Origin of the sequence: Psychrobacter okhotskensis, from assembly GCF_965638355.1 — a bacterium.
GTDB classification, from domain to species: domain Bacteria; phylum Pseudomonadota; class Gammaproteobacteria; order Pseudomonadales; family Moraxellaceae; genus Psychrobacter; species Psychrobacter okhotskensis.
In genome coordinates this window covers 367254-388982 of the sequence record NZ_OZ281822.1, presented here as the reverse complement: position 1 = coordinate 388982, position 21729 = coordinate 367254, and the positions used below count along the sequence as shown (strand labels likewise).

19 protein-coding genes are annotated in these 21729 nt (G+C 44.6%); 11 read left to right on the top strand and 8 right to left on the bottom strand.

Translation table 11 applies throughout. The annotated features are described in order from the left end of the window. Nucleotides 1–48: 48 nt before the first annotated feature. A complete protein-coding gene (locus ACSUPM_RS01655) occupies nucleotides 49–825 on the top strand; it encodes a DUF4442 domain-containing protein (protein WP_201566105.1) in 777 nt (258 codons plus the stop codon). 197 nt (nucleotides 826–1022) lie between these two features. Then, the gene (locus ACSUPM_RS01650) at nucleotides 1023–1511 is read left to right on the top strand and encodes a RidA family protein (RefSeq protein WP_201566104.1); all 489 of its coding nucleotides are present in this window, start codon (nucleotides 1023–1025) and stop codon (nucleotides 1509–1511) included. 120 nt (nucleotides 1512–1631) lie between these two features. Here ACSUPM_RS01650 and gspE read toward each other — a convergent pair whose 3' ends face one another. Further along, nucleotides 1632–3170 carry a type II secretion system ATPase GspE gene (gene gspE / locus ACSUPM_RS01645; RefSeq protein ID WP_037025520.1) on the bottom strand — a complete coding sequence of 513 codons (1539 nt, stop codon included), beginning with the start codon at nucleotides 3168–3170 and terminating at the stop codon, nucleotides 1632–1634. A gap of 396 nt (nucleotides 3171–3566) precedes the next feature. Here gspE and ACSUPM_RS01640 point away from each other — a divergent pair, with 396 nt between their 5' ends. Further along, a complete protein-coding gene (locus ACSUPM_RS01640) occupies nucleotides 3567–4388 on the top strand; it encodes a thiazole synthase (protein ID WP_201582440.1) in 822 nt (273 codons plus the stop codon). Between the two features lie 318 nt (nucleotides 4389–4706). Then, on the top strand, nucleotides 4707–6098 hold the full coding sequence (locus tag ACSUPM_RS01635) for a WS/DGAT/MGAT family O-acyltransferase (protein ID WP_201582441.1): 1392 nt from the start codon (nucleotides 4707–4709) through the stop codon (nucleotides 6096–6098). 189 nt (nucleotides 6099–6287) lie between these two features. Here the strand turns inward: ACSUPM_RS01635 and ACSUPM_RS01630 are convergent, their stop codons facing one another. Both ACSUPM_RS01630 and dxs read right to left on the bottom strand, forming a co-directional pair. Then, a complete protein-coding gene (locus ACSUPM_RS01630) occupies nucleotides 6288–7115 on the bottom strand; it encodes an inositol monophosphatase family protein (RefSeq protein ID WP_025651750.1) in 828 nt (275 codons plus the stop codon). A gap of 391 nt (nucleotides 7116–7506) precedes the next feature. Then, nucleotides 7507–9591, bottom strand: a complete 2085-nt coding sequence (gene dxs / locus ACSUPM_RS01625; RefSeq protein ID WP_227692907.1) for a 1-deoxy-D-xylulose-5-phosphate synthase — start codon at nucleotides 9589–9591, stop codon at nucleotides 7507–7509. Between the two features lie 524 nt (nucleotides 9592–10115). Here dxs and ribA point away from each other — a divergent pair. From ribA to ACSUPM_RS01610, 3 genes are all read left to right on the top strand, one after another. After that, the gene (ribA, locus tag ACSUPM_RS01620) at nucleotides 10116–10787 is read left to right on the top strand and encodes a GTP cyclohydrolase II (protein ID WP_436880121.1); all 672 of its coding nucleotides are present in this window, start codon (nucleotides 10116–10118) and stop codon (nucleotides 10785–10787) included. A gap of 8 nt (nucleotides 10788–10795) precedes the next feature. Beyond that, nucleotides 10796–11791: an oxygen-dependent coproporphyrinogen oxidase gene (gene hemF, locus ACSUPM_RS01615; protein ID WP_436880120.1), complete on the top strand. Its 996-nt coding sequence runs from the start codon at nucleotides 10796–10798 to the stop codon at nucleotides 11789–11791. 563 nt (nucleotides 11792–12354) lie between these two features. After that, a complete protein-coding gene (locus tag ACSUPM_RS01610) occupies nucleotides 12355–12825 on the top strand; it encodes a c-type cytochrome (protein ID WP_201631771.1) in 471 nt (156 codons plus the stop codon). A gap of 96 nt (nucleotides 12826–12921) precedes the next feature. Here the strand turns inward: ACSUPM_RS01610 and ACSUPM_RS01605 are convergent, their stop codons facing one another. The 3 genes from ACSUPM_RS01605 to ACSUPM_RS01595 all read right to left on the bottom strand — a co-directional run bounded on the left by ACSUPM_RS01605 (nucleotide 12922) and on the right by ACSUPM_RS01595 (nucleotide 15436). Continuing rightward, complete coding sequence (locus ACSUPM_RS01605; protein ID WP_352286907.1) at nucleotides 12922–13878, bottom strand: mechanosensitive ion channel family protein; 957 nt, start codon at nucleotides 13876–13878, stop codon at nucleotides 12922–12924. 77 nt (nucleotides 13879–13955) lie between these two features. Further along, nucleotides 13956–14531, bottom strand: a complete 576-nt coding sequence (gene gloA, locus ACSUPM_RS01600) for a lactoylglutathione lyase (protein WP_352286909.1) — start codon at nucleotides 14529–14531, stop codon at nucleotides 13956–13958. 266 nt (nucleotides 14532–14797) lie between these two features. After that, a complete protein-coding gene (locus ACSUPM_RS01595; protein WP_025651940.1) occupies nucleotides 14798–15436 on the bottom strand; it encodes a carbonic anhydrase in 639 nt (212 codons plus the stop codon). 736 nt (nucleotides 15437–16172) lie between these two features. Here ACSUPM_RS01595 and potA point away from each other — a divergent pair. The 4 genes from potA to ACSUPM_RS01575 all read left to right on the top strand — a co-directional run bounded on the left by potA (nucleotide 16173) and on the right by ACSUPM_RS01575 (nucleotide 20203). Then, on the top strand, nucleotides 16173–17441 hold the full coding sequence (gene potA / locus ACSUPM_RS01590) for a spermidine/putrescine ABC transporter ATP-binding protein PotA (protein WP_051395110.1): 1269 nt from the start codon (nucleotides 16173–16175) through the stop codon (nucleotides 17439–17441). Then, nucleotides 17441–18328 carry a spermidine/putrescine ABC transporter permease PotB gene (gene potB / locus ACSUPM_RS01585; RefSeq protein ID WP_201617528.1) on the top strand — a complete coding sequence of 296 codons (888 nt, stop codon included), beginning with the start codon at nucleotides 17441–17443 and terminating at the stop codon, nucleotides 18326–18328. The genes potA and potB overlap by 1 nt, the downstream gene beginning before the upstream one ends. Next, nucleotides 18328–19155, top strand: a complete 828-nt coding sequence (potC, locus tag ACSUPM_RS01580) for a spermidine/putrescine ABC transporter permease PotC (RefSeq protein WP_201566098.1) — start codon at nucleotides 18328–18330, stop codon at nucleotides 19153–19155. Before potB ends, potC begins: the two co-directional genes overlap by 1 nt. A 157-nt stretch (nucleotides 19156–19312) precedes the next feature. Continuing rightward, nucleotides 19313–20203, top strand: coding sequence for a LysR family transcriptional regulator (locus tag ACSUPM_RS01575; protein ID WP_025651936.1), 891 nt, complete (start codon nucleotides 19313–19315; stop codon nucleotides 20201–20203). A gap of 110 nt (nucleotides 20204–20313) precedes the next feature. On the opposite strand, the gene ACSUPM_RS01570 is transcribed toward ACSUPM_RS01575, so the two are convergent. Then, nucleotides 20314–21156: a hypothetical protein gene (locus ACSUPM_RS01570; RefSeq protein ID WP_156915627.1), complete on the bottom strand. Its 843-nt coding sequence runs from the start codon at nucleotides 21154–21156 to the stop codon at nucleotides 20314–20316. A gap of 165 nt (nucleotides 21157–21321) precedes the next feature. Continuing rightward, nucleotides 21322–21693: a CrcB family protein gene (locus ACSUPM_RS01565; protein WP_025651934.1), complete on the bottom strand. Its 372-nt coding sequence runs from the start codon at nucleotides 21691–21693 to the stop codon at nucleotides 21322–21324. Between the last annotated feature and the right edge of the window lie 36 nt (nucleotides 21694–21729).

Below are 21729 nucleotides of genomic sequence, written 5' to 3'. Positions count from 1 at the left end.
GTATCATGCTAGAAATTTTACTTAACCCATCTAAAGAAGGATTTTTGTATGTCAGGATTATTAAAAAAACTCCCTAGCAAGCTGAGCAATAAATTGCCAGCCACCGTATCTGACAGCACAAAATCGCCAGTCGAAAAGCCCAAGAGCACCCTAAAGCCTGTGAACAATCAATTTACCAAACTCTTATCAGTAACAAAATATTTACCCGCTGGTGCACGCTCTACTATTTTATCCAAAGCGTTTGGCAAGGTTGTACCTTATGTCGGCACGACGGGCGTCTATTATGAAACAGTTGACCCCAACCAAGTCGTGGTCAGCTTAAATAATAGCAAAGCGGTGCAAAACCATATCGGCTCTATCCACGCCGTTGCCATTACCCTACTGGCTGAAACCGCGACTGGCTTTATTTTAGGTCTAAACCTACCTTCTGACCGCGTATTATTGATTAAATCGTATTCGGTGAATTTCTATCGCCCAATCAAAAAAGGTCAAGTGGCTGCAGTGGCGACCTTGTCTGATGAGCAACGCTTGGACATTTTGAACACGCCAAAAGGTGAAATGGTTATTCCTTGCGTGATTCATGACCGCGAGTCTGATAGTGAGCGTGACCCTATCGTCGTTGAAATGCTCTGGGCTTGGGTGCCAAAATCAGAGTTAGAAGCACGCCGTCAAGGACAAAATAATAAGTCCACATCAGAAAATCAGCCCAATCATAAGTCTGAGTCTGAACAAGCTATTGACTCTGCTGCTAACACTACAATAGACAGCGCTAAAATCGAAAGCGATGACAAAGTTGCAAGCGATGATAAAATCGAAAGCAAATGATAACGTAATAACAGACATAACAACGACTGCGCTATTAACGACTCTTTTTATAGCGCACTTTTAATCCATAAACTTATACCATTCACAAAAATGAGGTAGCGAATAAAACGGCTGAAAGTACTACTTACCGTAGACTAAACGCGTTTGACAAGGCTAATCATAATTTTTAGGTTTGGCATTATAATAAGGAGACAGCGATGTCCACATATACTCATAAACTTACTGCCAATTTATCCAAGGCGCTCTTAGTGGCTGCCTGCTCATTAGGATTTGCCGTTAGCGCCAATGCAGTACCCGCAACCAATAACTCAAGCATGACTAAATCTAGCCCTGTCTTTTTGGGTGATGGCGGCAACTATCCATTTTCAGAAGCGGTACGCGTCGACGACACTTTATACATGTCAGGGCAAATCGGTTTTAAAGATGGCAAATTGGTCAAAGGCGGTATCAAAGCCGAAACCAAACAAGCCTTAGATAATATCAATGAAACCTTGTTAAAATACGGCTATCAAAAGTCAGACATCGTCAAATGTATGGCGATGCTGACCGACATGGACGATTTTGATGATTTTAATAAAGTCTATAAAGCTGAATTGGCTAAGCCCTACCCTGTACGCTCCGCCTTTGGTGTTGCAGAGTTAGCGGCGGGTGCTAGCGTTGAAGTTGAATGCACTGCTGCAAAATAGTAGCGCTATTAAAAGTAAGCCAAACTGGCTTTTTTCGTTACACGGTTATTGAGTCAATTGACCTGACGTTGACTCAATAACCGTTCTGCTTTATACAATCACGCTTTATACAATCACGCTTTATACAATCATATCATCAGTGAGTGCGCTCTCTTTGGTCACTCGCAATACTTCTTCCAATGTTGTCCTTCCTGCGATGACTTTACGCAACCCATCAGCACGTATCGATGGTGTCTGTTGGCGCGCATATTCTTCTAGCTCGTACTCCGCTGTATTGCTATGAATCATCCGCCGCAAAGTATCATCAACGGGAACGACTTCATATATCGCGGTACGCCCTTTAAAGCCTGAATTATTACATTTATCACAGCCAACGGGTTTGGGTAAGTTAATCGTCTGCGCTATTAAACTTTCAGCATGTAACCCTATACCAATTTCAGTAAATAATTTGGCTTGTTCGCTATCAGCAGGCTGCCACGTATGGCAATGCGTGCATAGCGTACGTACCAAACGCTGGGCGACCACACCGATGAGCGATGAGGATAATAAAAATGGCTCTACACCCATATCTTGCAAGCGCGTCACCGCACCGATGGCAGTATTGGTGTGCAAGGTTGATAATACCAAATGTCCTGTTAACGACGCTTGTACCGCAATCTCAGCGGTCTCTAAATCGCGAATCTCACCGACCATCACCACGTCTGGATCCTGACGCAACATCGCGCGCAAACTCTTGGCAAAGGTCATATCGACCTTATTATTGACTTGCGTCTGCCCAATACCATCGAGCTGAAACTCAATCGGATCTTCGGCGGTCAAGATATTACGAGTTTGGTCATTGAGATCCGTCAATGCTGAGTATAGCGTGGTGGTTTTACCCGAACCTGTCGGTCCTGTCACCAAAATAATGCCATGCGGACGATGAATCAAACGCTTTAGCTCGGTGTAGTCGTTATCAGAAAGCCCCAAATAGGTCATGTTGAGGCGACCCGCTTGCTTGTCTAATAAACGCATGACCACGCGCTCACCAAAGCTCGATGGTAAGGTCGATACCCGCACATCTACTTCTCGCCCTGCTAAGCGCAAGCTGATACGCCCATCTTGCGGTACGCGCTTCTCCGCGATATCAAGCTTGGCCATGACTTTAATACGTGAGACCAATAATGGTGCCAACTGGCGTTTTGGGGTAATAATTTCTTTTAACTCGCCATCGACGCGAAAGCGCACGACCAGACGTTTTTCAAAGGTTTCAATATGGATATCTGAAGCGCTAAGGCGAATCGCTTCGGACAACAGCGCATTAATCAGCCGAATAATTGGCGCATCGTCTTGCTGATCCATCAAGTCTTCAGTCTCAGGCACGCTATCTGCTAAACTATCGAGATCGGGATGATCTTCAAGCCCAGCGGCGATGTGCTGTGATTCGCCCGTATTGCCTGCATAAGCGGCGTTCATACGTCTTTCAAAGTCATCGGCACTGATGCTCTCGTAAGTCGGCACACCGCGTATGCCTTGCTGCTGTAAAAAGCGCACCGCCTCATTAATCGCTGATAACGGCGTGGCTTTGGTCAGCACTAAAGTCGCTGGCAGCTCAGGATCAATAGCAAGAATGGCCAAGAGTTGATGGCGTTTGGCAAAACTGTACGGCAGTTGCATCATATAGACGACCTGATAAATAGATATAACGGCAGAAATAAAAGCCTTTTCATGCCTCAAAAAGGCATGGCGCACTTCATTGACTAAACCCAAAAAGACTGCAAGTAAGCGCGCATGAGTTTGTTATAATAGCATTTTGTTTTGGGCGAGTAGCATTTTATGTGGCTGGCGTATTTGCTAACCGCTTTAGACTCAATAAGACTATCATGTGATTTCTTATTTTGCTGACAATGCGTTACTATTAGTCAGTCAGTTAGTAATTACCAGTAGTCAGTAATTACCAGCGATGAGTTAACGGCTAATCAATAACTAGTGATTAACGCTCGCTGCTTTACCGCTCACATCGTTACCGTTAATTTTTCTGTCAACCTTGCACGCTCGCTATTAGGATTTTCAGTTATGTCACAGGCTCCCACTACTACCAACCCTACGCTACTCTCCCAAGATACCTTTACTGTCGGTAGTCGAACGTTTTCGTCGCGGCTGTTGGTCGGTACCGGCAAATATAAAGACATGACCGAGACAGGGGCTGCCATTGGTGCCTCAGAAGCAGAAATTGTCACGGTCGCCATTCGTCGCACCAATATCGGTCAGAATAGCGACGAGCCCAACTTGCTTGATGTCATTTCCCCTGACAAATACACTATCTTACCCAATACCGCTGGCTGTTTTGATGCCGAAACTGCGGTACGGACTTGCAAGCTGGCTCGCGAGTTACTGGGTGGACATAATCTGGTTAAGCTGGAAGTCTTGGGTGATGAAAAAACCCTTTATCCCAATATTATGGAAACCTTAAAAGCAGCAAAAGTGCTGATTGATGATGGTTTTGAAGTCATGGTGTATACTTCAGACGACCCAATTGTCGCGCAAGAGCTTGAAAGCATGGGCTGCGTGGCAATCATGCCGCTTGGTAGCTTGATTGGCTCAGGTCTTGGTTTGCTCAATCGCCACACCCTTAGCCTCATTGTTGAAAATGCCAAAGTGCCAGTGCTAGTTGATGCTGGTGTCGGTACGGCTTCTGATGCCGCGATTGCCATGGAGCTGGGCTGCGATGGCGTATTGATGAACTCAGCGATTGCCAATGCCAAAGACCCCGTGATCATGGCTCATGCGATGAAACATGCTGTCTGGGCAGGACGTCAGGCTTTCTTAGCTGGTCGTATGCCGATGCGCAAAATGGCGACTGCCAGCTCGCCACAAACGGGCTATTTTTTCCAGTAGCTATTGACTGGCTGCCATCATTTTTTAATATATATTTTTGATGAAAAGCCAGTTATAAAATAATAAGATAGAGGCAATGTAATGTAATGCTACTCGGTGCGATGACACTGGAGCTATGATACTTTAAAAGCATTGTTTTAGTCGTCAGCCAAATAGCCACTTATTAATGACGGTCAGCCCACAGTAAAGGTCGATACAAAAAAACCAAGTGCAAGCGATACCCTCGTATGGTTTGCACTTGATAAACGCTGTAGCAGCTTTATAGTGGGTAGACTCCATAATTTTTACTGATAACTTATCGCCATAAAAGGATTTATCATGCGACTTCTCACCGCTGTTGACCAGTTATTCTTACTTCTTGAGTCGCGTAAACAGCCAATGCACGTGGGGGGCTTGTTCTTATTTGAATTACCACAGGATGGGCAGAATGCAAATGGTGACTTTGTCTATCATCTGGTGCAGCAAATGCAAAATGCCACGGTACCACCAAGCTTTCCCTTCAATCAGGTACTCGAAAGACTGCTGTTTTGGAAGGAAGACGACCAATTCGATGTCGAACATCACTTTCGCCATGTAGCGCTGCCCAACCCCGGACGTGTCCGTGAGCTGTTGATGTACATCTCCAAAGAGCATAGCCGATTGCTAGACCGCGCCATGCCATTGTGGGAATGTCACGTGATAGAGGGTATCTTGCCTGAGTCCGAGGGTAGCCCTGAACGTTTTGCGTTGTATTTCAAAATCCATCATTCGTTGGTCGATGGTGTTGCTGCCATGCGTCTGGTCGAAAAGTCCTTGTCGCAATCGCCGACTGAACCTGTCAGTTTGCCCATATGGTCGCTGATAGCGCGTCACCGTAAGTCAGTGGATAAGTTATTACCCGCTGGACGCTCAGTGCGCAGTATCGTAAAAGAGCAACTGTCTACCATCAAGCCGGTCTTTACCGAGCTGATCGATAACTTTAAGCATAACGGTGATGAAGATTACGTCGGCACCTTTGATGCGCCAATGAGTATTCTTAATCAGCGTATCTCAGCCTCGCGGCGCATTGCCGCTCAATCTTATGACATTCAGCGCTTTCGTACTATCGCTGATGCGTTTGAGGTTAACGTCAATGATGTGGTGCTCGCTGTTTGTTCGGGGGCATTACGTCGCTACTTGCTCTCTATGAATGCCCTGCCGACCAAGCCGTTAATTGCCTTCGTGCCCATGTCATTACGCTGTGATGAGAGCGCCTCAGGCAATCAAATCTCATTTTTGATGGCCAATTTGGGCACGCACTTAGACGACCCAGCCAAGCGTTTACAATTGATTTATAAGAGTGTGAATAGTGGTAAGCGTCGTTTTAGACGGATGAATAAAGCGCAAGTTATCAACTACAGCGCCATTGCCTATGCATGGGAAGGCATCAATGTGCTGACAGGTTTATTCCCAAGGAAGCAGGCATTTAACCTTATTATCTCTAATGTGCCGGGCTCCAAAAAGCCGCTATATTGGAATGGTGCACCGCTAAAAGCGCTATACCCAGCCTCAATCATCGTCGATGGTCAAGCGCTGAATATCACGCTTTCTAGCTATCAAGATAAAATTGAATTTTGTATCACTGCTTGTAGCAAACTGCTACCGCATCTGCAAGATATGCTAGGGTTGCTCGAAGATGAGCTGAGTTTATTAGAAGGTATTAGTGACGCCAAGACTGTAGCGGCCAGTTAATAAAGCGTTTAAGTAGTAAAACGTTTAAGCAGTAAAACATGACGCAATAAAAAAGCTGGCACCATTATAATACCAGCTTTTTTATTGCTAAAAACTCGAAGACTAGCCCTAGAACATGCACTAGCAAAACAGTATTAATTACTCATCATTTGACCAATCTCATGCCATCACTAGCTTGTCGTTAACTGACTAGACTGCGTCGCCCCATGTTGGGACAACCACCTGCATCAACGGCTTTAATAATTTGATGTTACAAGCAAAGATAGAGCCTGAGGTCATTGAGTTGTGCGCGCCTGTATGATCGACGACCACACCACGTGCTTCGGTCACGATAAGCTCACCGGCCGCAATATCCCAAGGCTTGATAGACATTTCAAAGTAGCCATCAAAACGACCAGCCGCTACATAACACAAATCAAGCGCAGCAGAGCCTAAACGGCGAATCTGGCCACCAGACTCAGAGATTTTTAGCAGGCTTTCAAAATGCTCTTTGGCATAAGAAACAACTTCACCATTGCGTTTGCGCTCAAGCGGATGACCAGTAGTAAATAAACCACCATCAATCGTTTTGCGCTCGCTCACTTGCATACGGCGATTGTTCAAGCGTGCGCCTTTACCACGGCTAGCAGAGAACATCTCATCACGGACAGGATCATAGACAACGCCATGTTGAGTCACGCCTTTATGCTGTACCGCGATAGACACACAAAACTGCGGCACGCCATGAACGAAGTTTTTGGTGCCATCTAGCGGATCGATAATCCAGCACCAGTCAGCATCTTCGCCGCGACCTTCTTGCATACCAAACTCTTCACCCAGGTACGAGTGATTTGGATAGCTGGCTTTTAGGGTTTCAATGGTCAGCTCTTCGCTAAAGCGATCAATACGCGTGACCAATCCATCAAGCCCTTTCGACTCGATATCTAATTCAATTTTGTGGCGGTTTTGATGCGCATATAAAATCTCTTTACCAACTTTTTCAGCAGTACGCGCTGCGATGACGACCATGGGTTCCATAAATAACCTATTTGCTTGATGAATGAATAAAACATTTACTTGATGAATAACTGTCAAAAATAATACTAAATCTGTGCTCACAACATGCCAATCAGCCGCCGCATCACACGACTGCTATGCGATCAAAAAGACGTCGTTTTTAAAAATCCAGCCTTTAAAAACAATAACCGCATTATACTAAAATTGTTCGATAGAGACGAAAAAACCTTCACGCTCACTAAGCCAACCACTATTTTAATGGTCGTCACAAACTGCGCAAGTTGTAAAAAAGTCAGCACCCACGGCTAAGCAGGCGTTATATCTGTTGGTTATATGATTATCTTTTTTCGATCTTTATAATTAAAACCATAACTATTAAAGCTTTTTATAAATGCATTTCCACGGTATAAAGTTACGACAATAACGTTTGTAGTTGACTGACCACACCATCAACGTCCAAACCACAGTCAGTCCATTGCTCGACTTGGGAGCCGTGGGCGATAAAGCGATCAGAGATGCCAATATTAGAGACAGCTGGACGATTGGCTTTAAAAGCAGCAGATTCGTTCAGCAAATACTCATTGACCGCACTACCCGCGCCGCCCATTATCATATGCTCTTCTAGGGTGGCAATATGGGTAATACCTTGCTCAATTAAGGTTTCGAGCAATTTAGTATCTAACGGTTTTACCCAGCGCATATTGACGAGCTGTATCTGACAGTCTGATTCTATATTATCATTAATCAGACGTTCTGCCGCTTGCTGAGCCGTCGCAACCATCGTGCCAAATGCCAATAACGCCAGTTTTTTAGGGGCACTGTTGTTACCTAATACTGACTCTACCACTGCCTTGCCGATGTTATAAGTTTGCGCTGGCTGAGTAATAACAGCTCCAGTACCGACGCCGCGTGGATAGCGTACGGCTGTACAGCCTTGGTACTCATAACAGGTATTGAGCAAATGGTAGCATTCATTCTCATCTTTTGGCGCCGCAATCAACATATTGGGCACGCAGCGTAAAAAGGCAAAATCAAACACGCCAGCATGAGTAGCCCCATCTTCACCAACCAGACCAGCGCGATCGATAGCAAACGTCACGTCGAGGTCTTGCAAAGCGACATCATGAATGAGCTGATCGTAACCACGCTGCAAGAACGTCGAATAAATCGCGACAATAGGTTTAACGCCCTGAGTCGCCATACCAGCAGCAAGCGTCACCGCGTGTTGCTCAGCGATAGCGACATCGAAAAAGCGCTCGGGGAAATGACGAGCAAAGTCGATCATCCCCGAGCCTTCTTCCATTGCTGGAGTAATTGCCAGCAACTTATCGTCTGCCGCTGCTTTGTCACATAGAAACTGACCAAATACTTGTGAGTACTTTAAGGCAGGCCTAGTTTTTGGACGGTTAGTTTCTGGAATATCAGCTTTTTGAGTATGGATTGCTGCAGTTTTATGTTCTGTAGGTTTCACTTCATCAGGCAATTTACTGATAGCATGGTAGCCGACTGGATCTAATTCTGCTGGCGCAAAGCCCTTACCTTTAGTGGTATAAATATGGACTAAGACCGGACCTGTTACTTGCTTGGCAAGCGACAATACTCGTAACAGCTCAGGGATATTATGACCATCAAAGGGGCCAAAATAGGTAAAGCCAATCGCTTTGAATAAGTTGTCTTCTAACTGCGGTACATCGCGCATCTCTTTATGGCGTTTGCGGCGGTCAAAGGCCTGCATATCAGGGCGATGACACAGCACAGGCTCGCCAGTATCAGAGATATCAACTTGATAGCCTGACTCCCACAACATCGCTAAATGCCGGGAAAAGCCACCGATAGAGCAGGATATCGACATGTCGTTGTCATTTAAAATAACGAGCAGATCGGCATCTTGTTGTACGGCGTCATTCATGGCTTCAAACGCCATGCCGCCGGTCATAGCACCATCACCAATAATACAAGCCACGGTTTGCGCGCGACCTTGGTAACGCAGCGCTAGACTCATGCCAAGACCAGCTGAGATAGAGGTCGATGAATGCCCAACACCAAAGGTATCGTAAGTCGACTCAGCACGCTCAGGGAAAGCCGTCAAACCGTCTTTGGAGCGAATCGTTCCGAGCTTATCGCGGCGACCTGTCAGAACTTTGTGCGCATAGGCTTGGTGACCGACGTCCCAAACAATCTGATCTTGCGGCGCATCTAAGAGATAATGCAGCGCAATCGTCAGCTCAACCACCCCTAAATTGGCACCAAAATGTCCACCACTCTGACCGGCTGAATACAGCAAAAAAAGCCGCAGTTCATCAGCCAAGGTTATCAGCTGCGCGGTAGTGAGTGCTTTTAGGTCAGTAGGCGTATTGATCGCATCAAGTAGCGGCGTTTGGGGACGCGCACGCGGAATCACTGCATACGTCTGTTGCAGACTGGATAGCTTAGCAGCAGACTCAATGGCTGACGCGGATACTGACTGAGACTGTGGGGAATGAGGTGACTGCTGCATAAACCGTACGATACCTACCAATCTGCTGACAAGGGTCTATTTAAAATATTACTATGACTATAAATAACTGAGTGACGTTAATAATAGTAATAATCACGACACCATTATGGATGTCATTGACTATATTGATATCGTTAACTATAAAATTACTGCTAGCAACTATATAATCACGCATAGCAATAAATACGCCGCCATAATAGACGACGATAGTCTTAACGCTGTGACATCAACCGTTGCTATTATGCCTTATTGCCTGGCATCAATATCAGCCGTTAGTGACGACATAGTAATGTAAGGGCAAAGACTTGTCACTGTATCCGTTAAAATAGTATGGCATAATAGCATTTTTTTTTAATTGTCGCTTTAATCATCGTGCGTCGTCTGTGAACTTTGTGTGTTTTTATAATAAGCACAATAAACACACTGCCTTCACGAACCGGTTATACTGATAACACCTTAACCATAATAATATGGCTATGTCAGAATCCGCTACCGCCTCGATGATCGGCTCATGTAGGACATTAATGTCATATCAATTTATCACCAGTGCCACATTACCGACTCGTCACGGCGAGTTTGATATTCATATCTTTGAAAATGATGATGGACAAGAGCATGTGATGCTGACCGTCGGTCTTTCTGTGGTCAATCAACAGACAGAGGCCGCGGGCTTGCAGCAAAAGGATGACGCGCTAGCAGAACGACCTATTCCCTTAGTGCGCATCCACTCTGAATGCTTGACAGGCGATGCTTTTAGCTCACTAAAATGCGACTGTGGCCCTCAGCTCAATACCGCGATGCAAGCGATACAAGAGACTGGGTGCGGCGCTATTTTATACCTGCGCCAAGAGGGTCGCGGCATTGGGCTGACCAACAAGATTCGTGCCTATGCCCTGCAAGATCAAGGGCATGATACCCTAGATGCCAATCTGATGTTAGGCTTGCCTGCTGACGCGCGCGTTTATGATATGTGCAGCCCGATGCTCGCCCATGTGGGCGTTGATGCGGTGAGACTCATTACCAACAACCCAGACAAGGTCGCTTACTTGACTGGCCATGGTATCAACGTCGTGGAGCGCGTACCATTAGTCGTTGGCGTCAACGACATGAATGCAGACTATCTAGCCACCAAGCGTGATCGCATGGGTCATCTACTCGATAAAGAGTTCAATACCGCCATACACCTGAATAAATAGATATTTTTATGAGTACTCCAAATAGTGATAATTCTCCAAATCTGTCAGCAGCAGATTCAACGACGCCAACCAAAAATGACATCATGCGTGTGCGTGAATTTTTGGTCGATTTACAAGCGCGTATCTGTCAAGCCTTAGAAGCGCAAGAACGCGATGGCGGCGGCAATGCGACGTTTGTCCCTGATAACTGGGAACGCCCTGAAGGCGGCGGTGGGCGTTCATGCGTGCTGGCAGATGGTAAAGTGATTGAAAAAGCAGGGGTTATGTTTAGCCATATCCATGTCCATAATTTGCCTGCCTCAGCTACCGCGCGTCACCCTGATATTGCAGGTCGTAAAGCGCAAGCAATGGGTGTGTCACTGGTCGTCCATCCTAGAAACCCTAACGTCCCAACTAGCCATGCCAATGTGCGTTTATTCGTCGCCGAGGCTGAAGGCGAAGACCCTATTTGGTGGTTTGGTGGCGGTTTTGATTTGACACCGTTCTACCCAGTGCTTGCTGATTGCGTCCATTGGCATCAAGTCTGTCATGATCTCTGTGCACCTTTTGGCGACAGCGTCTATCCTGACTTTAAGCAATGGTGTGACGAGTATTTTCATTTGCGTCATCGTGATGAGCAACGCGGTATCGGCGGACTATTTTATGATGATGTTAATACTGAGAGTCGCGGCTGGGACTTTGACACCTGCTTTAACTTTATGAAGGCGGTCGGCAACGGTTATCTTGATGGCATACTGCCCATTTTTGAGGCACGTAAAGAGACGCCCTATACCGAAGCACAGCGTGAATTTCAGCTCTATCGCCGTGGTCGCTACGTTGAATACAACCTTGTTTATGATCGCGGCACGCTATTTGGGCTTCAGAGCAATGGGCGTATCGAGTCCATCCTAGTCAGTATGCCGCCGCTTGCCAGCTGGCACTACCGCTTTGAACCTGCCGCAGGAACGCCTGAGTTTGAGCTGACAGATTTTTATCTCAAGCCACGTGATTGGCTGTCGCTATAACTATATAGTCAAGGAATTTTAAAATCGCTACAAGGCGACCGACCGCAGATAGTACACTAAGTACATCTAGGGCGGGTAACACCGTAGCGGTTTAAAAGTGCTCCGACTATAGTTGTGCTACGAGCGTCGTTTGCACTGAAGCTCAATGATAACAACTCTTAGTCATAATAAACCTCAGTTATAAAACCACTGTGGTAGCTCGTTGTACAATATATAGTCAAAATATTCTAAAAACGCTACGGTATTGCTGATATCAATTTTTCTTGCTTGCTGTGCCTGCGCAGACAGAGGCTACAAAAAATTAATATCAGCACGTGATGTATCGATATTACTTTTCGCTGACTATACAATCTATGTTGTGCAGTCAAATTTTACGATGTGATAACAACTATTGTAACGGTCATTACTTAGATAACCGTTACAATAGAATGTATTTTTCGCAAAAACCCTTTAGAAGCGACTGCGTTTCTAAAGGGCGAGAGTCAGTTTTATAATAATATTTTTATTTAGGGCTAGCATTTGCAAGCGCGCCTACTATTAGCCAGATTAAAGGAGTAACTTTCATGGCACAGGTTCATAATAACAAATCATTAAAATCAATTTTTGGCATCACATTAATGGCAGCAGCTTTAGGTATAACCGCTTGTAGCACGCCAGCTGACCCTGATGTTAAAGCGCGTCAAGACAGCATGAAAAGCTGGGGCGATGCGACAGGTATCATGGGTGATATGGTTAAAGCCCCAGATACTTTTGATGCTGAGGTCTTCAAAGAACAAGCTGCTTTCTTAGCAGAAGATGCGAGTAAGCCTTGGAGTCATTTTGAAAACCAAGAAGCCGTTGGTAATGCCACTGACGCTGTCTGGAGCAATGTTGAGGAGTTCCGCGCTGAAGCAGATAACTTCCAAAAAGTCACTGCTGATCTAAATACAGTCGCGCAGACAGCCACGACAGTGGAAGATGTACAACCAGCCTTTAAAGAAGTTGGCGCCAGCTGTAAGTCATGCCACACTGATTTTAGAGCCAAAAAAGACTAAACCACTGGTTATGACGTTATAAGCAGACTGCTAAAAAGCCGCCCTATGATAGGGCGGCTTTTTATTAAGTTGGCTCAGTATTACAGACCGTACCTCTTATTGATTGACACGTTCCTGCTCATTGAGTTTATTTACAATCGCTTTTACAGAAGGATCACTCAAATCGATCGTACGTATGGGGAAAGGAATATTCACCCCTGCCGCATCCAATGCATTCTTAATCTCTACGATAACTTGATGGATTGAGGCAACTTTATTAGCTTGGGTGCCATCTTCGATGAACCAACGCACCATTAAATCGATTGAGGAGCCACCAAAACCTGTCGCAATCACGCTTGGATTGGCTTTAGTAGAGACACTATCCACTTTATCCAGCGCCCGTAAAATCTCAGCCTTTGCTGCTTCGATATCATCTTCGTAACCAATACCAACGGCGACTTGTAGACGGCGCTGCTTATAGGCGGTATTAACAGTCAATGCTGAAGTATACAAATCCGAGTTTGGAATGACCACTTGTCGACCATCATAGGTCTTGATGGTCGTCGCACGGATTTTGATATCTTCAACCGTCCCTTCATACTCCCCTGAGACAATCTGATCGCCAATACGAAATGGCTCTGAGATAAGTAGCAAAATACCAGATAGCAAGTTTTGAAAAATATCCTTAAAAGCAAAACCAATGGCGACCGAACCAATACCGAGCGCACCAATAAGCTTGGCAGGTGTAAATCCTGGTACGGCAATGACCATGGCAATCATAAAACCAATGAAAATAATCAGTGCACCGCCTACCCGCTGAAACACTTTAACTAAGTTTTGATGACGACTGCGGCTACCTAATAATTTATAAACGATTTTTTTGAAGACAATCGATAAAAACCAAAAAATCAGGATAACGATGAGCGAAGCCACAAAATGCGGTATACGCTCGACAAAGCCAATCAGGATGCCATTCGCCGAATCGATGATGCTTTGATATGTCAACGCATCTGTCGTTGTCGATTCAGCAACTGTCTCACTACTTACTGCGGTTTCTGCCTCAGAGGTAGGCATTCAGGGGTCACTCCTTTGATATGTGAACTTTTTAAGTCAATGATACGCCATCGTTGTTGATTGTCAGGTCCTAAAAACTAGCCCATCAAATCGGCTTGTACGATTTCAATCCAATAGCCGTCAACGTCTTTAATAAAAGCGATATTTTTCATACTGCCATCTTCGGGACGTTTCTTAAATTCGACATCATTTTTATCAAACCAAGCCACCGCTTCATCTAGGTTCGGGACGCTAAAGCAGATATGTCCAAAACCTTGTGGCTCACTATTACCATCATGATAGCTAAAGTCAGATTTAGTCTCGGTACCATAATTATGGGTCAACTCTAAAATACCGCGCTGACGGAAGGCAAAGATTTCTAAATCTTCACCGGCGGGTAAATTCTCACGCTCGCTATCGGTCAGCTTGGCTAAGAAATATAAATCAAATTCCATCTCAGGGAACTTTTTTACTGCCAGTAGCGTCATACCGAGCACGCCAGTATAAAACTCCAATGATTTAACAGGGTCTTTTACCCGTAGCATGGTGTGGTTAAAGGTAAAGCCTGAAGTCTGTGCAGCAATCGACTGCACACCATCGGCCTTTATACTGCTTGCAGGCTGCGCTATCGTTGCTTCATTATTATTGGTTGAATTGGACGCTGACGTAGACATAGTTATCCTAATAGTTGACAAGTTATGGAAGTTAAAAATCAGCAAATCACGCTATTTGTGATTTGCTTAACTCTCTCATCATAATAAAAAATGGCAGGACTAATGATAGGATTTTGTAAGAACTTATAATCTATACAGTCAATCTATATGGATAGTTATATTCAATTATTAAACACAAGCGCGCTAGCCTCACCCAAAATAAAGGTAAGGCTAGCGCTATTTTATTGATAATATTGACAATAGAATAGCCATTAACTTTATAACGACTAACTATCTAAAAACCGTACCTTCCCTGTTTCTAAATCATACTCTGCGCCAACGACCAATAACTGACCACTGTTGGTCAAGTCTTCTAGCGCCCGCGAACCATGCTTAAGCTGGCTGACCGACATGCGCACGTTGGCACTTATTGAGCGATTGACCAATTCATCAGCATCGACATCTTGCCCATTGGCAGTAGCAAGCTCATGTAAGTTATAAACGCTTGGGCGGATACGATCGACGATTGACTGTAAATTGGGCGAGTAATTTTGCTCAGGGTTGATCAGTGCATCGACACAAGCAGTGACGGCGCCGCAATGCGAATGTCCCAAGACCACGACCAACTTTGTACCGAACTTTTCGGCGGCAAATTCTACTGAACCGATTTGCGAAGGCGCAACCACGTTACCTGCTACCCGAATCACAAACAAATCACCCAAGCCTTGATCAAATACAATTTCGACCGGTACTCGGGCATCGGAGCAACCCAAAATGATGGCTAACGGGTCTTGATTACTCACCAGTTCTGGTCGTCTTTGCATCATTGGATCAGTGTTGGTGAGGCTATCCATGTAGCGCGTATTGCCTTCTTTTAGCAGTTCGAGCGCTTCTTGACCTGTTTTTGGGCGGATATCAGTAGGCATAAGGGTTCCTTGATTATAAAATGATTAGAATAATAAATCTCTTTTTTTGACCATGGCTTGGCTAAGCGTTTTGCCCGACATATCAGGCTTCCTGTATTTCTTAACCACAAAATTATTGTATAGGAATAAAGGGAGAAAAATCATAAAAAAATTGCTTTTAATCTCGTTATTTAAAGATGGTCATGGCTGGTAAAGCGGCAGTCAGTCACATTAAAATAACCAATAATAAGCCTGTGACACTAGGGTCTGTTGAACATTCAAATGTGGCACTGGCAGCGTCTATTTTTTAGACAATACGCAGTGAAATTTTTGACGCCTAGTCATTCTAGGTTAGATAATTTCGCCATGTATTGGCAAAAAATAGTCCTGCCCTGAAAGGCTAATACTAAAATCACCCCAAACGTTGTTGTAAACCTAGCTAAGGTCTCGACATTATCGTCGGCTTACGCCTGATTTGATAAAAGGTTTGGGGCGATTTTAGCAATCAGCAGTCCTAATATTTGAATGTTCAACAGACCCTAAGAATGCTAAGAAGAAAGCAAAGGTTATCAGAACGAATTTTTGGCCCATAATAAAATGGTATGGCGAACTTATAACGAACTTGCACTGATTTATATCAAGGGTTTGTTATAATACGCAGCAACCAGACCACGCTTACGCTCAGGCCAGTCATCGAAATTGCAGCGATTTTATTTGGTCGCGGCCCCAGTCTATCGAGCGCTTAGGAAACTATATTATGAATGACTCATCTATGAACACACATAGAACTTCTATGCCGCCGAACGCCGATAAGGTGCTGCTACAACTGACTGGTCTAAAAAAAACCTACGATCAAACCGAAGTGCTAAAGGACATCAATCTCGATATCAAGCATGGTGAGTTTTTGACACTGCTTGGGCCATCAGGCTGTGGCAAAACGACGTTGCTGCGCTTGATTGCAGGTTTTGAGCAACCAAACGCTGGGGCGATTTATCTAGATGGTGTACAGATGGCAGGCTTGTCAGCCGATAAGCGTCCGGTCAATACCGTGTTTCAACAGTACGCCTTATTTCCGCATATGACCGTTGCGCAAAATGTTGCTTATGGTCTTAAACTTAAAAAAATTCCTAAAGACGAGATTCAAACGCGGGTGCGTGAGATGCTGGCCATGGTGCAGTTAGAGCATTTGGCCAATCGCAAACCGCAAGATTTATCCGGTGGTCAGCAGCAGCGTGTGGCGATCGCACGGGCGGTGATTAATCGTCCTAAACTATTATTACTTGATGAACCGCTGTCGGCGCTCGACCACAAGCTGCGTTTGCAAATGCAGTCTGAGCTCAAACGCTTGCAGCGCGAACTGGGCATCACCTTTGTCTTCGTCACTCATGACCAAGAAGAAGCGCTGTCAATGTCAGACCGTATCGCGGTGATGAAAGATGGCAGATTCCAGCAGATTGGCACGCCTATTGAGATTTATGAAACCCCCGCCAATTTATTTACCGCCAAATTCATCGGTGAGACCAATTTATTCAGAGCAGAAGTCAAAGGCGTCTACGCTGACCAGCCAGATCGTGATGGACAAGTCAGCAATGGGCGTATCGAAGTCGAAGTATGTGAATCGCAAGCGCAAGACGGACCGACGACATTACGTAATTTGCGTCGTCCGGACTTTGCTAATGATGTGCAAGTGGGCGATATCGTAAACTTACTGCTGCGCCCTGAAGATTTACGGATTTATGATCCCAATGATAACGCCCACGCTGGATTACTGGGCCGCGTCATCGAGAGTAATTATAAAGGTAGCACCTTAGACTCGATTATTGAACTCGCAAACGGTCATATTATTAAAGCCTCTGAATTCTTTGATGAAGATGACCCAAGTTTTGATTACAAGTTAAATGAAGCGGTCAAGGTCTCATGGGTGGATGGCTGGGAATGGGTGCTACCAGATGACGATTCAATCGACCAGTCAACCGCCAATTCGAGCGAACATCAAGGCATGTCTGTGCAAAAGGATGTCAGCTAATGGCAGCTAATAGCCGTTTCAATTTGGGCAACAAAAGTCCTTTTCGGACCGCAACGCTATGGCTGATCTGGGGCTGGTTGCTTATTTTTGCGTTATTGCCAAATATATTGGTCATCGCTGTCAGCTTTCTGACTCGCGATAGCAGCGCTTTTATTAGCTTGCCTGTCAGTATCGACAGCTATGTACGCATGATTGATCCGCTGTATTTTGAGGTATTTGTCCATTCGTTATGGATGGCAGGCATTACCACGGTCATCTGCTTGTTACTTGGTTACCCTTTTGCATGGCTGATATCCAAAGCAAAAGTGCGTTGGCAGCCGCTGCTGATGATGCTATTAATATTACCGTTTTGGACCAACTCTTTAGTACGGACTTATGCGCTGAAATTACTATTTGCCAATAATGGTTTGATTAATAAAACCCTACTAGCGATAGGCGTCATCGATGCCCCTATTGATATTTTATACACCCAAGGCGCGGTGATAGCCGGCTTAACGTATTTGTTATTCCCGTTTATGGTATTACCGTTATATGCGGTATTTACCGATTTGCGTAATGATATGCTACTCGCTTCGCAGGATTTGGGCGCTTCAAAAACGCAGACCTTTTGGCACGTGGTGCTACCATTGACCACGCCTGGGATTATCTCAGGGGTGCTATTAGTGTTATTGCCAGCGATGGGTATGTTCTATGTGGCAGATATTTTGGGTGGCTCGCGCAATTTATTGGTTGGTAATATCATCAAAAATCAATTTTTGGATGCGCGTGATTGGCCATTCGGTGCAGCAGCCAGCGTATTATTGACCCTTGCGATGGCCGTACTATTACTCGCCTATCGTGCCAGTAGCCGCCGTATTGGCAAGACCGACTTTAATGAGGTGGCTTAATGTCTAATAACTCATTAAAGAACTCACCCGTGAAGAACAAGCGTCACATCAAGAAACCTAGCATCGGCAGCATAGCGGCTAAAGGCTATCTCGGACTGATTTATGCTTTGCTATATCTGCCCATTATTGTCCTAGTGGTGATGTCATTTAACAAGTCAAAAATTGGCTATAACTGGGGCGGGTTTAGCTTAAAGTGGTATGAATCGCTATTTAATAACCAAGCGATGCTCGATGCTTTTTGGCATTCTATCGTTTTGGGTTTGGTCGCTGCCACCGTCTCAACCTTGATCGGTACATTGACTGCTCTTGCCTTACATCGCTACAACTTTCGTGGCAAAGGCTTACTAAATGGGCTGTTGTTTGTACTGATGATGTCGCCTGAGATTGTATTGGCTATCTCATTACTCGCATTATTTTTATTGATTGGTCTACAGTTGGGCTTTGTATCGCTGCTATTAGCTCATATTACCTTTTGCCTGCCGTTTGTGGTTATTACTGTGTTTGCACGTTTAAGCAGCTTGGATGAGCGCTTGATGGAAGCCGCCCGCGACTTGGGTGCTAACGAATCAACGATGGTGCGTACGGTACTGATTCCCGTCATTCTGCCAGCGGTAATGGCAGGTTGGTTGCTCGCATTTACCCTATCTTTAGATGACGTGGTGGTCTCAACCTTTGTCACTGGCCCAAGCTATGAGATTTTACCGCTACGTATTTATTCAATGGTACGCGTAGGATTGAAGCCAGAAGTCAATGCCATTGGTACGCTACTACTGGCCGCCTCTTTGATATTGGTCATCATTTCGCAGTTGCTACTACGTCGGCGCTAATGAGTCATTAACGACTGATGTTAAGAGTGGCTGCTATTAAGCTTTGCATGATTTATACTAATTTTTGAATAAAAATCACTATAAAACGGTTATAATGAATTTTATTCACATTCGACTTTCTTTTACTTTTTCTTAAAATCAGTGGTTAGGTTACTTTATGCTCGAGCTTCGTCATCTGAATACCTTAACCGCGCTACGAGCGCATGGTTCACTTGCTGCGGCTGCCGATGAGCTGCATGTGACAGCTTCTGCGGTCTCACATCAGCTAAAAGAGCTAGAGAATTATTACGATATTAGCTTGGTCAACCGTCGCACGCGTCCGCTGACTTTTACACCAGCGGGCAAGACTGTGCTGGCATTGGCAGATAGCATCATGCCGCAAGTTACCCGTACCAAATCCAATCTAAAGCGCTTAGCGCATGGTCAGGCAGGCAGATTGCGTCTGGCTTCTGAATGTCATAGCTGCTTTGATTGGCTGATGCCGATACTCAATCATTATCGCCGTGAGTGGTCAGATGTCGAGCTAGACTTTGCCACAGGGTTTGAGCCTGAGCCGCATCATCTACTCATGGAAGGTGATATTGACTTATTGATTACCACCAGTGATTTACCGATAGACGGTATCAGCTATCAGCCATTGTTTGAGTATGAGAGTCGCTTGGTACTGTCGCCCACGCATGATTTGGCAGCACAAGAATTTATTGAACCCAGTGATTTGACTGAAGAAACCTTAATTGCTTATCCAGTAGAGGCCAAGCGTCTCGATATTATCGCCAACTTTATGACGCCTGCACAGGTGAGCTTTGAGAATGTTCGTACTACAGAGCTGACAGCGATGCTTATTCAGCTGGTCGCTAGTGAGCGCGGAGTTGCTGCATTGCCTGATTGGGTTGTGGCGGAATATGAGAAAAAAGGCTGGGTCGTCTCGCGGAAGTTAGGTGCAGGTGTGCATTGTCAGTTGTATGCAGCAACGCGCACATCTAGCCAAGATACAGCGTATATGCAAGGGTTCGCAAATTTACTAGAAGGGATAGTGAAGCCGTTGTAGGTTCATTACTGATTACTTTCTTATAGTTATAAAATATTAGTCACTTTTTCATATCATAACGAATGTTATGGTAAATGAGTTTAATATGGCTCAAAGCCATTACTCGAAAACTATTCTATTGTGTGATCAGCATCGTTGATCTTATTAAATTCGGTTTTAGTAACAATCTGTCTATGCGCTTTAAAAAACTCTATGACTCGCTCATTATTATCGACAAAACCTTGAATAATCTTGGGGTGATCTAGCACTCGACCATCAGCTGCTATGACATCTTTAAACGCTTGCGCAAATTGCGTATCGTAACCGCTCAGATTAAATCTTTGGTTGTAGTCATCATTCATTATTCTAATTCGATACTTTAATAAAAAATCATCATCCAGTATGGTGTACAAGTCATAATAATTATGAAAAGAGCTAAGTTTTTCATTAGGGTACTTCATAAACATGAGTTTTAATGGACTGGTCTGATTGGGCATATCATCTATTACTAGCATTTCTTGACTAGAGTCGGCATAAAATCGCTCAATGTTTAACGTTTTTTCTATTAGCGACTCTGGGGGGAAAGTATTATAAAAATAGTCTTTACCCCTAACTACTTTTTCAACGATTTCACCATCAGTTTTATTTGAATCAATCAATCTGTAAAGTGGTCTCAAGTCTGTATAAAAAACCATACCTAGTTTTTCTGAAGGGCAGTGATAACTATTCGAGGGGTTACCTGAGAATGTTTTCGCTTGAAATTTTAGTCTCAAATGTTTTGTCGAAAACTCATTAAAGTCACCAGCATCATTATTATTACAACGTGGAAAAGTGGCGACAAATACCTTATCTGATATTTCTGCTGGTATATAAGCGGTAACTAGCTCATTTGGGTTTTTTGGCTCTGTACATCCGGTTACTAAGATTCCTATAGCACTTAGAATGAAAGTACCTATGAATTTCAATGTCGTCATAATCATCTTATTTCGTACAGTTAAGTCTCGTTAAATCCTGATTTGAGTATACCCCAAGGGAATCAGTTATTTTGCCCTTTAAACCTATTAATAAACCACTTAAAATAGACTGCTATCATGGAACTACTTATAACAGACCACTAAACGATTAATATCTATCAACGGCTACAAAACCAACTTAAAGAAATAGAATCCCAGCGCGGTTGCTAGCAATGTGAGTCCCACATGTAAACCGATAAGCGCCAATCCTGCCAGCAAACGGCCATCATTGACGAAGGTAAAGACCTCCGCGCTAAAAGTGCTAAACGTCGTCAGTCCGCCCAAAAATCCAGTGATGACGAATAGTCTCACGTTATCAGATAAGCCAGTACCCATCCGCCCGAACCATACTAGAGCTAGCCCTATCAGCAGTCCACCCAAGACATTCGCACCCAATGTACCTAGCGGTATCCAATGGTGCAATGGATTAAAGCGCGCCAGCCACCCTCGCAAACACGCTCCAAATGCGGCGCCCAAACCAATCGCAATCCACTGCATAGCTCATCCTTACTTTAGATAATTTTCATGAGCATC